This window comes from Luteimonas sp. RC10 (assembly GCF_014192745.1).
Taxonomy (GTDB): domain Bacteria; phylum Pseudomonadota; class Gammaproteobacteria; order Xanthomonadales; family Xanthomonadaceae; genus Luteimonas.
This window is the reverse complement of the sequence record NZ_JACHYJ010000003.1, coordinates 39,047-52,956: the sequence shown is the minus strand read 5'-3', so window position 1 is coordinate 52,956 and position 13,910 is coordinate 39,047. Positions and strand designations below refer to the sequence as shown.

Sequence of the window (13,910 nt, the reverse complement as noted above, 5' to 3'; positions counted from 1 at the left end):
GTGCGTGCGCGTCTGAGGATTTCGCGGGCGCCGATCCTGGCGGCGATTCAATCGCCGCCGGGGTTTTATGGTCTGGAGTGATCGCATGCAGGCGCGTCTTGCGGGGGCGTTGCTGGTGTTGGCCTGCGATGCCGCACTGGCCGCGGCGGGAACGTCATCCCCGTCGGATCCCTATATCGAGTTCCTGTGGTCCAAGACGCCCGAGGGCGCGCTGGCCAGACAGGAGACGCGGTCGTTCGTGCTTGGCGAGCGCTTCGGGCATCAGGTCTGCGTCGCGGTGCTCGATGCCGACGCCACGACATCGGGGCTGACGATCGAGATGCGTGACACGGCGGGGCGCGTGGTCGCGCAGCAGGCGCATCCGGATTTCGATGGCAGCAAGCGCTGCTTTCCCGCGCAATTGCCGCCGGACGCGACGCCAGGGACGTGGCGTGTGGTGGTCTACCTGGATGGCGCCGCGGCGCCGGCCGGCAGCCGCGAAGTCGAGGTGTATCCGACGCTCGATGCGCTGATCGCGGCCACGCCCCAGGACATGCCCTATGTGCTGGGGCGCCCCAACTACGACGCGACGATCGCGCCCGAAGCGTTTGTCGGTGAACTGGCCTGGGTCATGCACATCGCGCCTGACGGCAGCGTCGACCGGGTGGAGATCGAGCGTGCCGAGGGCATTGGTCTGCAGATCCGCGATCGCGCCATTCGCGCTGGCGAGATCTCGCTGTTTCCGCCGCGTTCGGGGACCGACTCGACTTCGACCTTTCGCCGGCAGTTGTCGTTCCGGAACGACGAGTAGCCAAGCGATCTGGCGCACGGGCAGGGTGCTTGAGGCGTCGTTGCCGCGCCCGCCGCTCGCCCGCGCAGCAAGCATCGCGGAGGCAGTCGCCGAGCCGGTCTGTCCGCGCTGCCCAAGGTCAGCGGCATCGGGTCGCATTCCCGATGTCGGCCGGCGCCGCGACAATGCGGTCCCTGCCGTCGGACTTGCTGCGATGATCCGTTCCCTGTACCTCGCCGGACCCGATGTGTTCCGGCCCGATGCCCGCGCGCGCGGGGCCGCGCTCAAAGCGCTGTGCGCGCGCTTCGGCATCGAGGGCTTGTATCCGCTCGATCAGGACGTGCCGGCGGCGCTTGTCGATCCGGGCGAGCAGGCGCGGTGGATCTACCGGGCCAACATCGGTTTGATCGAACGCGCCGATGCGGTGCTCGCCAATCTGGATTTCTTCCGCGGACCGGAGCCCGACAGCGGCACCTGCTTCGAGGTGGGCTATGCGGTCGCACGCGGCAAGCCGGTGTACGGCTATATCCCCGAGGGCGGCACGCTGGCCCAGCGCATCCGCCAGCGCCATCCCGAGGCGATTGGAGCCGACGGCGTGCTCGATGTGCACGGCTGGAACATCGAGGAGTTCGGGCTGCCGCTGAATCTGATGCTGTCGGTGCCGGCACCGCTGGTGGTCGGCGATGCGGCGATGGCGTTGGCGCAGTTGACGCGTCGCGGCGAGAGGTTGCTGATGCCGGTGGAGGCGCCACGTGCGTCCGAACGCCAGGGCGGCGTCGCCAGTCCCTAGGCGAATACGCCGGGGCTCAGGCCACTGTCACCCGATTGCGCCCGGCGGCCTTGGCGCGGTAGAGCGCGCTGTCGGCATCGCGCAGCCAGTCGGGCGGCGAGCCGAACTCCGGGCGTGTCGTCGAGACGCCGATACTGGCCGTGCACGCCAGCGTCGGATGGCCGTCGAAACCGAGGGCGGCAATGCCGGCGCGGACGTACTCGGCCACCGCGGCCGCGCGCGCCGGCCCGGCGGGGGCGAGCAGGATCGCGAACTCGTCCCCGCCGATCCGGGCCGGCGTATCGGTGGCGCCGGCGGCGGTGCGCAGCACATCGGCCACCCGTCGCAGCACGAGATCGCCGACGCCGTGGCCGTAGTGGTCGTTGATCGACTTGAAGGCGTCGATGTCGATCATCAGCAATGTGGCCGGATCACCGTGCCGATCGAAGCGCGACAAGGCATCGCGCACCCGGACGTCGAAGTGCCGCCGGTTGGGCAGGTCGCTGCCCGAATCGGTTCGGTTGCTGCGCTCGAGCTCGCGGTTCTGTCGGGCGATCGTCCTGCCCAGCCGGTAGGTCACCAGGCTCAACGCGATGGGGTAGCCGACCAACAGCGGAATGCAGGCGAGGAGGGTGCGCGACGAGGTCTCCGGCGCGAACGGATAGCCGGCGAGCGCCCAGCCGGCCACGAAGGCGAGCGCGAACACGATGGCGGCTCGCCAGAACAGGCGCCATCCGCCGGCGGCCAAGCGATCGGAGGCCAACACCGACGCGATGGCCACCGTCGGCAGCAGGTTGACCGCGATCGCCGCGATCCACAGGCCGCCGACCACGGCATCGACGAGGAGATTGCGGTACTCGGTGGCGACCGGGTCATGCGCGCGTTGCGCGCGCAGCCAGGCCAACTGCGGCCACAGCACGGCGTTGATCGCCAGCGCGATCCAGAGCCAGGCCGGTGCACCGCGTTCGGCCAGGACCGAGGTGATCGGCAGCGCACACAGCACCGCACCGAGCATCCGCATACGGCGGATCCGGGACGGAAACAGCAGAGCGGCGGCACGCGCCCGGTGGTGGAGGTCGTCGCGGTCGGGCATCGGGAGCGGCCCCCCAGGGCCCGTTGTCCGAGGCGATTGTAGCGGTGCCCGATGGCTGCGTGCGGGTGTGTGCGTCTCCGTTGCTGCGACCGCCCTCGGCTATCCTGCCGGGCCCCGCAACGGACCGATCGCCGATGGCCAAGCCCGCCGCCAAAGCCCGAACCGCCTTCGTGTGCAGCGAGTGCGGCGCCGACTACAACAAGTGGCAGGGGCAGTGCAGCGCCTGCGGCGCCTGGGACACGATCGCCGAGATCGTGCTCGAGAGCGCGGCGTCGGTCCGCTCGCCCGCGGCGCGCCGCTCGGGTTGGGCCGGCAAGGTCGATGCGCCCAAGGTCATGGCGCTCAAGGACGTGCAGCAGGGCGAGGACGTGCGCGTGTCGACCGGCATCGGCGAGTTCGACCGGGTGCTGGGCGGCGGTCTGGTCGAGGGCGCGGTGGTGCTGGTCGGTGGCGATCCCGGCATCGGCAAGTCCACGTTGCTGCTGCAGGCGCTGGCGCGGATGGCGCATACGCTGCCGGGGCTGTACGTCACCGGCGAGGAATCGCTGGCCCAGGTCGCCGGGCGTGCGGTCCGGCTGGGACTGTCGCTCGACGGCCTGCACGCATTGGCCGAGACCGGCATCGAGCGCATTCTCGAGCACGCCTCCAAGCTCAAGCCCGGGCTGATCATCGCCGACTCGATCCAGACCCTGTGGACCGAGTCGCTGACCGCAGCCCCCGGCTCGGTGAGCCAGGTCCGCGAGTCGGCCGCGCGCCTGGTGCGTTATGCCAAGGAGACCGGCACCGCGGTGTTCCTGGTCGGTCACGTGACCAAGGAGGGCGGCATCGCCGGCCCGCGTGTGCTCGAGCACATGGTCGATGCGGTGCTGTATTTCGAGGGCGACAGCGGCAGCCGCTTCCGGGTGATGCGCGCATTCAAGAACCGCTTCGGCGCGGTCAACGAACTGGGCGTGTTCGCGATGGGCGAGAAAGGCCTCAAGGAGGTCGCCAACCCGTCGGCGATCTTCCTGTCGGGCGCCGGTGCCCAACAGCCGGGCAGCTGCATCATGGTCACGCGCGAGGGCACCCGGCCGCTGCTGGTCGAGGTGCAGGCGCTGGTCGATGCCTCGCCGCTGTCCAACCCGCGGCGTGTCGCGGTCGGCATGGAGGGCAACCGGCTGGCGATGCTGCTGGCGGTGCTGCATCGGCACGGCGGCATCATGACCGGCGACCAGGACGTGTTCGTCAACGTCGTCGGCGGCATCCGCGTGCAGGAGACCGCGGCCGACCTGCCGGTGCTGCTGTCGGTGCTGTCGTCGCTGCGCGACATCCCGTTGCCGGAGAAGACCATCGCCTTCGGCGAGGTCGGCCTGGCCGGCGAGATCCGGCCGGTGCCCAACGGCGAGGAACGCCTGAAGGAAGCCGCCACGCACGGCTTCGTGCGCGCGATCGTGCCGCGCGCCAACGCACCCAAGGCCGGGGCCTACAAGGGCATGGAGGTCATCGCGGTCGAGCGACTCGCTGAGGCGCTCGAGCATGTCTGAGTGCGGGGCCGTTCGCCCGGCCATGACGGCCTGAGTGTCGGTGACGCGGCTCGCCCGCATCGTCTCGATCGCCCTGCATCCGTTCGCCGTGTTCGCGGCGCTCGCGTTGCTGGCGACCTGGCGTGTCGATCCCGACGCGCTCGGTCGCACCGCGCTGGGGCTCGTCGCCGGGGTCGCGATCGTCGCGGTCTTCATCTGGCAGCGGCGCCGCGGCGGGCACTGGGAAACGGTCGATGCCTCGCGGCGGCAGGAGCGGCCGCTGCTCTATGCGCTGCTGCTGATCGTCGCCGGTGGCTACTGGCTGTGGATGGGCGGCCGGGGTTCGGCCACTTCCACCGGCGTGCTCGCGGCGGCACTGATGTTGTGCGCGGCCGGCCTCGCCAATCGCTGGATCAAGCTGTCGTTGCACATGGCAAGCCTGGCGTTTGCGGGTGTGGCGGTCTGGCCGCTCTCGCCCGCGGTCTCGGTGACGGCGCTGCTGGCCTTGCCGGTCTTGGGCTGGTCGCGGCTGCGTCTGGCACGGCATACCTGGCCGGAGACGATCGGCGGCACCGCGCTCGGTTTGGCGACGGGTCTGGCGCTGCTGGCCGTGGGCTGACAACGCGCGCCCAGATCGCGCGCGCGTGCTCAGTGGCCGCCGGAAGCCGCGCCGCCGATCTTCGCCGCGAACGGGGGCCGCGCCATCCAGACGAACGCGATCACCAGCAGGAACAGGATGCCCAGCAGGTGGAAGATCTCGTTGAAGCCGATCTGGGTCGCCTGCTGGGCGATCATCTGATCGAGCATCATCGCGCCGCGTTGCACATCGCCCTGGCCGAGCGCGGCGACCGTCTGTTGGATCGCAGGATCGTGTGCGGGGATGTGCTCGGTCAGCTGCGCATGGTGGATGGTGCTGCGCTGGTTCCAGGCCCAGGTGGTCAAGGAGGCGGCGAAGCTGCCGCCGAGCGTGCGCACGAAGGTCGCCAGGCCCGAGCCGGCGGCGATCTCGTGCGGTTCGAGGTCCGACAGCAGGATGGTCAGCACCGGCATGAAGAACAGCGCCACGCCCAGGCCCTGCCACAGCTGCACCATGGCCACGTGCTGGAAGTCGACCTCGAGATTGAAGCCCGAGCGGATGAAGCTGGTGAAGGCCATCACCATGAACGCGAACGTCGCCAGGATGCGCAGGTCGAAGCGGGTCGCGTACTTGCCCACCAACGGGGTGAGCAACACCGGCAGGATGCCGATCGGCGCGGTCGCAAAGCCCGCCCAGATCGGCGTGTAGCCCAGGTTGCGCTGCAGCCACAGCGGCACCAGCAGGCCCACGGCGAAGAAGGCCGAGTAGCCAAGCACCATCGCGAGCGTGCCGAAGGCGAAGTTGCGATGGCGGAACAGCCGCAGGTTGACGATCGGGTCCTTCTCGGTGAGCTCCCAGATCAGGAACACCGCCAGGCCCAGTACCGAGGTGATCGCCAGCCACACGATCTTGGTCGACTCGAACCAGTCTTCCTCATTGCCCAGGTCGAGCAATGTCTGCAGCGCGCCGACACCGATGATCAGCGTGATCAGGCCGACGTAGTCCATCTTCGGTTTCTCGAGCTTCTCGGGGCGTCCGCGCAACTGGCTGGCGACGACGAGGCTGGCGAAGATGCCGATCGGCACGTTGATGAAGAAGATCCATTCCCAGCTGTAGTTGTCGGTGATCCAGCCGCCGAGGATCGGGCCGCAGATCGGCGCGACCACGGTGACCATCGCCAGCAATGCGATCGCCTGTCCGCGTTTGGCCGGGGGATAGATCGAGATCAGCAGGGCCTGGGTCACCGGATACATCGGGCCGGCGACGAAGCCCTGCAGCGCGCGGGCGGCGACCAGAAACCCCATGCTCGACGCCAGGCCGCACAGCAGCGAGGCGATCACGAACGCGAACGTTGCCCACACGAACAGCTTGCGCTCGCCGAAGCGGCGGGTCATGAAGCCGGTCAGCGGCAATGCGATCGCATTGCTGACCGCGAACGAGGTGATGACCCAGGTCGCCTGGTTCGAGCTCGCGCCGAGGTTGCCGGCGATCGTCGGCAACGAGACGTTGGCGATCGTGATGTCGAGCACCTGCATGAACGACGCCAGCGCAAGGCCGATCGTCGTCAGCGCCAGGTTCGGCGGACGGAAGGCGGAGGCAGCGGCCGGGGCGGGAGCGCCCGGCGCGTCGGCGGTGGTCGTGGACATGGCGGCCTCGGTGCCGGGAGTCGGCTCAGCGGCGGGCGGCGAGCTGAGGCAGGTTGGCCTCGATCGTGCGCGTGATCAGCGCATCGGCCTGGGCTTGCTGCTCGGCGTAGGCATCGGTCGACAGCAGCGGTGCGGCGCGCTTGGCCTGCGAGCTGGCCAGCACCGGACCGTTCTGGTCACGCACCGCGACATCGACATGCATGCTCAGGCCCAGGCGCAGCGGATGCTCGGCGAGCTGCGCGGGATCGAGTTCGATGCGCACCGGCACACGCTGGACGATCTTGATCCAGTTGCCGCTGGCGTTCTGCGCCGGCAGCAGCGAAAACGCGCTGCCGGTGCCCATGCCGAGGCTGGCGACCTTGCCGCTGTAGCGCACCTTGCTGCCGTAGAGATCGGCGCGCACCTCGACCGGCTGACCGATGCGCATGCCGGTGAGCTGGGTCTCCTTGAAGTTGGCCTCCACCCACACCTGTTCCAGCGGCACGATCGTCATCAGCGTGTTGCCCGGCTGCACCCGCTGGCCGAGCTGCACCTCGCGGCGGGCGACGTAGCCCGACACCGGGGCGACGATGGCCATGCGCTGCAGGTCGAGCCAGGCGCGGCGCAACTGCGCGGCGGCGGCCTGGACCTGCGGCTGGCTGGCGACCTCGGTCGCGTCCACCAGCGCGCGGCTACGCGAGAGTTGGCCTTGCGAGGCCAACAGCGCGGCTTCGGCGCCGGCCAGCACGTCGCGGGCGTGGGCCAGTTCCTCGCGCGAGACCGCACCGCTGGCGACCAACCCCTCGCGGCGGCGCACATCCTCGCGGGCCTGGCGCACGGCGACCTGTCGCGCCGCCAGTTCGGCCTGGCCGGATTCGACGCTGCTGTAGAGGCCGCGCACCTGCCGGACCGTGCCGGCCAGATTCGCGGCCGCCTGGTCGTAGGCGACCTGCGCGTCGTTGGGGTCGAGGTGCACCAGCGCTTGGCCGGCCTCGACGCGCATGCCTTCGTCGGCATCGATCGAGACCACCGTGCCCATCGTCTGCGGCACGATGCTCACGACGTTGCCCTGCACATAGGCGTCATCGGTGTCCTGATGCCAGCGCGCGACGAGCAGATACCAGGCCGCCCAGCCGACCCCGGCCAGGATGGCGACAGTGGCCAGGATCGCGAGCGCGCGGCGGCGCTTGCCAGTCTTCTGCGGCGGGTTGGCGGTGTTGGATTCGGAGGTCATGGCGTGGTCGCCCTGGCTTGGGTCTGCGTGGAAGGGGTGGGCGCGGCGAGCGTCAGGCCGCCGCCGAGTGCGCGGTCGAGATCGACCGCGGCGCCGAAGCGCTGCGCGCGCAGCGTCGCGAGTTGCTGTTCGAGCTGGAACAGCGGCCGCTGGGCGGCGAGCACATCGAGCTGGTTGCCGATGCCGGCGCGGTAGCGGGTGTCGGCGAGCACGAACGCCTGACGGGCGGCCTCGGTCGCATCGGCGACAGTGTCGATCTGCGCATCGAGCGCGCGCGCCGCCTGCAAGGCGTCAGTGACCTCGCGCAGCGCGACGACCAGCGTCTGGTCGTAGCTCGCGACCGCGGTGTCGTAGTCGGCGTCGCGCTGGGCGAGGCCGGCGCGCAGCCGGCCGCCATCGAAGATCGGCAAGCTCAGCGCGGGGCCGCCGAAGCCCAGCACCGCGTCGCTGCCGAACAGGTCCGAGAGGTTGCCCGCCGCCAGGCCGACCAGCGCGCTGAGGTTGACGCTGGGCTTGAAGGCGGCCTTGCCGGCGTCGACGCCGCGGGCGGCGGCCTCGACGCGCCAACGCGCGGCGACGACATCGGCGCGATGGCCCAGCAGCTCGCTCGGCAGCACCGCGGGCACCCCCGGCGGCGGCGCCTGCAGCAGGCGTGGACGGGCGATGTCGAGGCCGCGGTCGGGGCCCTTGCCCAGCAACGCGGCCAGCGCATTGCGCGCCGCATCGATCTGCTGCTGCGCGGCCTGCGCCTGTTGACGTGCGATGCCGATCGCGGTGTCGGCATTGCGCAGCTGCAACTGGTTGTCGAGGCCAGCCTCCACGCGCTGCTGCGCGAGGTCGCGCAACCGGCTGGCGCGGTCGATCTCGCGCTGCGCCACATCCTGCGTGTCGAAGGCCTGCGCCAGCGCGATGTAGCCGCGCGCGACATTCGACGACAGCGTCAGGCGCGCGGCCTGCGCATCGACTTCGGCAGCGCGCGCCTGGCCAGCAGCCGCCTCGAAGGCCGCACGCTGGCCGCCCCACAGGTCGGGCGCCCAGGCGAAGTCCAGCATCAGCACGCCACTGGCCTTGAAGTCGCCGCCGATCGGGTCTGGCGCGAGGGTTTCTGGCAACTGCACGCCGCTGACGCGCGCGCTGGCGCCGAGGGTCGGCCGACGCTGCGCATCGGCGAGCCCGGCCTGCGCCTGCGCGCTGCGGGTGCGGGCGTCGGCGGCGGCCAAGGACGGGCTGTCGCGCAGCGCCTCTTGGATCAGTGCATCGAGTTGCGGGTCGCCGAACGCGGTCCACCAGTCGCTGCGCGGAAAGTCGGCAGCGCTGAGCGGGGCGCCGGCCAGGCTGCGGCCTGCGGCGAGCGTGTCGGCATCGCTGGGCGTGAGTTGCGGCGCAAGGCCGCGACTGCTGGCGCAGCCTGCCAGCAGCAGCGCGGCGACGATCGGCAACACCGCAGCCGGCGCCCGTCGCCGGGCGCGTGTCGTGGGAGAAGGCATGGTCACTGTCCCGGGAAGGAGAGGTTGTCGCGAACCTGTTCGAGAAGCCGGATGAACTGCTGCCGCTGGGCGTCGTCCATGCCCGACATCGCGCGCTCGCGCACGCGGTTGCCGCATTGGTCGATGTCGCGCCAGATCGCCTCGCCCTGTGCGCTGAGTCGGATGCGCACCACGCGGCGGTCGTCGGGATCGGCATGGCGCTCGACCAGACCGCGGTCGATCAGCTTGTCGATCAGGCGCGTCATCGCGCCGGGGTTGAGTTCGGCCGCGCGGGCAAGATCGGTGGCGTTGCTGGTGCCCATCGCCAGCTTCTTGATCGTGATGTATTGGCTGAAGCTCAGCTCATGCCCGGACTGAGCGAGCTCGTCGGCCATGCGCGCCCACATCGCGTCGCGGACCTGCCGGAACAGCAGGCCCAGCGACGAACCGCTGGCGGAAGCGCAAGGGCGGGGAGCGTTGGACATGGCGGCGCATATTCCTCGCCGCTGCAATTGTTGTCAAGGCAAGTATTGCCGCTGCAAGCGCTGTTCAGGCGGACGGCTGGCATCGGTTCAGTGTTGGGCGATCTCTGGGCGCAGCCTGCCTTCGAGCAGGCAGGCCGGTTGGATCAGGCGGGCCGGCGCAGCACCAGCTCCAGGACGAACTTGCTGCCGAAGAACGCCAGCACCAGCAGCGCCATCGCTGCCAGCGTCCAGCCGACCGCGCGGGTGCCGCGCCAGCCGTGGCGCCAGCGGCCCAGCAGCAGCGCGCCGAAGGCCAGCCACGACAGCACGCTCAGCACGGTCTTGTGGATCAGGTGCTGTGCGAAGAAGTCGTCGACGAACAGCACGCCGGTGACCAGCGTCGCGGTCAGCAGCGCGAATCCGACCCAGATCGTGCGAAACAGCAGCGATTCGAGTTCGGTCAACGGCGGCAGCGCGCGCAGCCAGCGATGGAATTCGCGGCGTCGCAGCGCGCGTTCCTGCGCCCACAGCAGCAGCGCGACCAGCGCGGCGATCGCGAGCGTGGCGTAGGACAGCAAGGCACACCAGGCGTGCAACTGCAGGCGCCAGTCCGGCACGCTGGACGCGACGTGTGCGCCCCGGCCGTAGGAGATCAGTGCCGCGGCGGCGATCGGAAACACGATCACGCCCAGCGCGGCCATGCGTCCGCGGATGTCATAGAGCATCGTCAGCACCGCCATGCCCAGACCGACCAGCGACAGGGCGGCGTAGAAATGCAGCTCGGTGCCCACGTCGCGCCACACCAGCATGTGCGCGGCGGCATGCAGCGCGACGGCCGCGCCGGCCGGCACTGCCCACCACGCGTTTGCGGGCGCAGGGTCGCGCCCGACGCCGTGCACGAGCGCGACGGCAGCGGCCAGGTAGAGCAGGGCTGCGATGAGAACCATTGTCATCGCGGAAGTGTCGCACAGGAACGCCCCGAACGCGCCTGCCGCCGATCGACGCGGGCCGGGGCGCCGGGGCGTGCGGGGCTATAATCGCCGACCGTTTTCAAGCCAGCCCGAGTCCCGCATGTTCGAGTCCCTGACCCAGCGCCTGTCCGGCACCATCGAGCGCCTGCGCGGGCGCGGCCGTCTGACCGAGGAGAACATCCGCGAGGCGACCCGCGAGGTGCGCATTGCGCTGCTCGAAGCCGATGTCGCGCTGCCGGTGGTGCAGGCACTGATCGAGCGGATCAAGGTCCGTGCGGTCGGCCAGGAAGTGCTCAAGTCGCTCACCCCGGGCCAGGCGCTGATCAAGGTCGTGCGCGACGAGTTGACGGCGGTCATGGGCGCGCAGGCGACCGACCTCAATCTCGCCGTGCCGGCGCCGGCGGTCGTGCTGATGGCCGGCCTGCAGGGCGCGGGCAAGACGACCACCGTCGGCAAGCTCGCCAAGCTGCTGAAGGAAAAGCGCAAGAAGAAGGTCATGGTCGTCAGCGCCGACGTCTACCGTCCGGCCGCGATCGAGCAGCTGCGCACGCTGGCCGAGCAGGTCGATGTGCGCTTCTTCCCGTCGGAGGCGTCGCAGCAGCCGGTCGACATCGTGCGCGCGGCGATCGCCGATGCGCGCAAGTCGTTCATCGACGTGTTGCTGGTCGACACTGCCGGCCGCCTGGCGATCGACGAGGCCATGATGGCCGAGATCAAGGCGCTGCACGCCGCGGTCAATCCGGTCGAGACGCTGTTCGTCGTCGACTCGATGACCGGCCAGGACGCGGCTAACACCGCCAAGGCCTTCGGCGAGGCGCTGCCGCTGACCGGTGTGGTGCTGACCAAGACCGACGGCGATGCCCGCGGCGGCGCGGCGCTGAGCGTGCGCTACATCACCGGCAAGCCGATCAAGTTCGTCGGCACCGGCGAGAAGGTCGACGGTCTCGATGTCTTCCATCCCGAGCGCGTCGCCAGCCGCATCCTCGACATGGGCGACGTGCTGTCGCTGGTCGAGCAGGTCGAGCACCAGGTCGACAAGGACAAGGCGGCCAAGCTCGCGCAGAAGGTCGCCAAGGGCAAGAAGTTCGACCTCAACGACATGAAGGACCAGCTCGAGCAGATGCAGAACATGGGCGGCATCGGCAGCCTGATGGAGAAGCTGCCGGGCCTGGGCCAGGTGCCCGAGCATCTCAAGCAGCAGGTCCAGCAGAACAAGGAAGTGCCGCGGATGATCGCGATCATCGACTCGATGACCAAGAAGGAGCGGCGCAACCCGACCCTGCTCAACGGCTCGCGCCGCGCGCGCATCGCCGCCGGCTCGGGCACGACCCCGGCCGACGTCAACAAGCTGATGAAGCAGTACATGCAGATGGAAAAGATGATGGGCAAGATGGCCCGCGGCGGCATGAAGGGCATGATGCGCGGCCTGCAAGGCATGATGGGCGGCATGGGCCGCATGCCGTTCCGGTGAGCACGGGCGCGCATCCGGCGCGCCGGCGGGCCGACGCGTTCTGTGCGCGCTTCGGCCTGCGGATTCCGGTCCTGATGGGGCCGATGGCCGGCGCCTGTCCGCCGGCGCTGGCGGCGGCGGTCGCCGAGGCAGGCGGCATGGGCGCGATGGGCGCGGTGCTGTCGCAGCTGGCCGACATCGAGACCTGGATGCGCGCGTTCCGCGACCGCACCGCGGGCCCGGCGCAGGTCAACCTGTGGATTCCCGATCCGCCACCGGCGCGCGATGCAGATGCCGAAGCGGCGACCCGGGTGTTGCTCGAGCGCTGGGGGCCGGCGGTGCCGGCGTCCGCCGGCGACGCCACGCCGGCCGATTTCGATGCGCAGTTCGACGCCTTGCTGGCGGCGCGGCCGGCGGTGGCCTCGAGCATCATGGGGGTGTTTTCTCCGGCGCAGGTCGAGCGCCTGAAGGCGGCCGGGATCGCCTGGTTCGCCACTGTGACCACGCTCGATGAGGCGCGTCAGGCGCAGGCCGCCGGCGCCGATGCGGTGGTCGCACAGGGCGCCGAGGCGGGCGGGCACCGCGGCGCCTTCGAGGCCGCCGAGGCCGAACACCGGATCGTCGGGCTGTTCTCGCTGGTGCCACGGCTGGCCGACGCCCTCGAGGTGCCGGTGATCGCCGCCGGCGGCATCGCCGATGGGCGTGGCGTCGCGGCGGCCTTGTTGCTGGGGGCGAGCGCGGTGCAGGTCGGCACCGGCCTGTTGCGCACGCCCGAGGCGACCATCGCGCCGGCCTGGGCAGATGCACTGGCGAGCGCCGAGCCGGAGGCCTGTTGGCCGACGCGGGCGTTCAGCGGCCGGCTCGGCCGTGCGCTGGCGACCGGTTACGTGCGCGCAGCCGCGGCCGACGACGCACCGCCGCCGCGGCCATACCCAGTGCAGCGCGGACTCACCGCCCCGATGCGCGCTGCCGCGGCCCGCGATGGCCGTCTCGACGCGATGCAGGCCTGGGCCGGGCAGTCGGCCTGGCTGGCGCAGGCGCGGCCGGCGGGTGAACTCGTGCAGGACTGGTGGCGCGACGCGCAGGCGTTGCTGTGACACGCGCTGCGCTTGCTGTCAGCCACTGGATCGATGGCCGGCCGGCCGAGGTGGCCGACCTCGCCGCAGCCCTCGTCAACTACGGGCATTTCTCCACATTGCAGGTGCGCGGACGCGCAGTGCAGGGACTGGACCTGCATGTGACGCGGCTGCAGGCCGGCAATCTGGAACTGTTCGGCAGCGCGCTGGCGTCGGACGCCATCCTGGCCGCGATGGCCTCGGCGCTCGCGGCCGCCGACATCGACGATGCGACGTTGCGCATCGCGGCGTTTTCGCGCGATATGCCAGCCGTCGAGCGCGGAGAGGCGGTGCCGGTGGTCTTGCTGGTCGCGTTGTCGCCCCCGCGGCAGCCGCCGACCGCGCCATTGCGGCTGGCCTCGCATGTGTACGTCCGCGCGCTGGCCCATCTCAAGCACGCGGCCACGTTGCCGATGCTGCATGCACGCCGGCAGACGGTGCTGGCCGGCTACGACGATGCACTGCTGGTCGATGCCGACGGCACGATCGGCGAGGGCGCGCTATGGAATGTCGGCTTCGTGGCCGGCGATACCGTGGTCTGGCCGATCGCACCGGCGTTGCGGGGCACGAGCGAACGCCTGCTGCAGCGCGCGCTCGAGACCGCGGGCATCGCGCAGCGCCACGCCCGTGTCGGCCTGGCCGATTGCGCGGGCTTCGAGGCCGCATTCGCCTGCAACAGCGGCGGGTTGCGTGCGGTGGCCGCGATCGACGGCTGGCGCTTCGATGCCGACTCGGCGGTGCCCGGGCGCCTGCGCGCGTTGCTCGCCGCGCAGCCCTGGATGCCGCTCGAAGGCGCGCACTGACCGGTGCTTGCGCCGGCGGCCGCCGCTTCCGCTATAATCGCCGGCTTACCTCGCCACCCTGGCGACTGGGCA

Annotated in this window: 13 protein-coding genes; 7 read left to right on the top strand and 6 right to left on the bottom strand. The window is 70.6% G+C overall.

Annotated elements, in window-relative coordinates:
• Positions 1–85 precede the first annotated feature (85 nt).
• Entirely contained in the window at positions 86–790 is a 705-nt protein-coding gene (locus tag FHW73_RS07175) for a hypothetical protein (RefSeq protein WP_183426042.1), read from the top strand.
• 193 nt (positions 791–983) lie between these two features.
• The gene (locus tag FHW73_RS07170; RefSeq protein ID WP_183426041.1) at positions 984–1,559 is read left to right on the top strand and encodes a nucleoside 2-deoxyribosyltransferase; all 576 of its coding nucleotides are present in this window, start codon (positions 984–986) and stop codon (positions 1,557–1,559) included.
• A gap of 16 nt (positions 1,560–1,575) precedes the next feature.
• Here the strand turns inward: FHW73_RS07170 and FHW73_RS07165 are convergent, their stop codons facing one another.
• Complete coding sequence (locus tag FHW73_RS07165; protein ID WP_183426040.1) at positions 1,576–2,631, bottom strand: diguanylate cyclase; 1,056 nt, start codon at positions 2,629–2,631, stop codon at positions 1,576–1,578.
• A gap of 134 nt (positions 2,632–2,765) precedes the next feature.
• Between FHW73_RS07165 and radA the strand changes: the two genes are divergently transcribed.
• A complete protein-coding gene (radA, locus tag FHW73_RS07160; protein WP_183426039.1) occupies positions 2,766–4,154 on the top strand; it encodes a DNA repair protein RadA in 1,389 nt (462 codons plus the stop codon).
• 40 nt (positions 4,155–4,194) lie between these two features.
• Positions 4,195–4,752, top strand: a complete 558-nt coding sequence (locus FHW73_RS07155; RefSeq protein WP_183426038.1) for a hypothetical protein — start codon at positions 4,195–4,197, stop codon at positions 4,750–4,752.
• Between the two features lie 29 nt (positions 4,753–4,781).
• Here FHW73_RS07155 and FHW73_RS07150 read toward each other — a convergent pair whose 3' ends face one another.
• From FHW73_RS07150 to ccsA, 5 genes are all read right to left on the bottom strand, one after another.
• On the bottom strand, positions 4,782–6,356 hold the full coding sequence (locus FHW73_RS07150) for a DHA2 family efflux MFS transporter permease subunit (RefSeq protein WP_183426037.1): 1,575 nt from the start codon (positions 6,354–6,356) through the stop codon (positions 4,782–4,784).
• Positions 6,357–6,381: 25 nt separating this feature from the next.
• On the bottom strand, positions 6,382–7,569 hold the full coding sequence (locus tag FHW73_RS07145) for an efflux RND transporter periplasmic adaptor subunit (RefSeq protein WP_183426036.1): 1,188 nt from the start codon (positions 7,567–7,569) through the stop codon (positions 6,382–6,384).
• Complete coding sequence (locus tag FHW73_RS07140; RefSeq protein ID WP_183426035.1) at positions 7,566–9,056, bottom strand: efflux transporter outer membrane subunit; 1,491 nt, start codon at positions 9,054–9,056, stop codon at positions 7,566–7,568. Before FHW73_RS07140 ends, FHW73_RS07145 begins: the two co-directional genes overlap by 4 nt.
• Before the next feature lie 2 nt (positions 9,057–9,058).
• Positions 9,059–9,520, bottom strand: a complete 462-nt coding sequence (locus FHW73_RS07135; RefSeq protein ID WP_183426034.1) for a MarR family transcriptional regulator — start codon at positions 9,518–9,520, stop codon at positions 9,059–9,061.
• 143 nt (positions 9,521–9,663) lie between these two features.
• Positions 9,664–10,452, bottom strand: coding sequence for a cytochrome c biogenesis protein CcsA (gene ccsA, locus FHW73_RS07130; protein ID WP_183426033.1), 789 nt, complete (start codon positions 10,450–10,452; stop codon positions 9,664–9,666).
• 118 nt (positions 10,453–10,570) lie between these two features.
• Between ccsA and ffh the strand changes: the two genes are divergently transcribed.
• The 3 genes from ffh to FHW73_RS07115 are packed head-to-tail and all read left to right on the top strand — an operon-like array spanning position 10,571 to position 13,838.
• Entirely contained in the window at positions 10,571–11,941 is a 1,371-nt protein-coding gene (gene ffh / locus FHW73_RS07125; protein ID WP_183426032.1) for a signal recognition particle protein, read from the top strand.
• A complete protein-coding gene (locus FHW73_RS07120) occupies positions 11,938–13,017 on the top strand; it encodes a nitronate monooxygenase (RefSeq protein ID WP_345776160.1) in 1,080 nt (359 codons plus the stop codon). Before ffh ends, FHW73_RS07120 begins: the two co-directional genes overlap by 4 nt.
• A complete protein-coding gene (locus tag FHW73_RS07115) occupies positions 13,014–13,838 on the top strand; it encodes an aminotransferase class IV (protein WP_345776159.1) in 825 nt (274 codons plus the stop codon). The genes FHW73_RS07120 and FHW73_RS07115 overlap by 4 nt, the downstream gene beginning before the upstream one ends.
• Positions 13,839–13,910 lie beyond the last annotated feature (72 nt).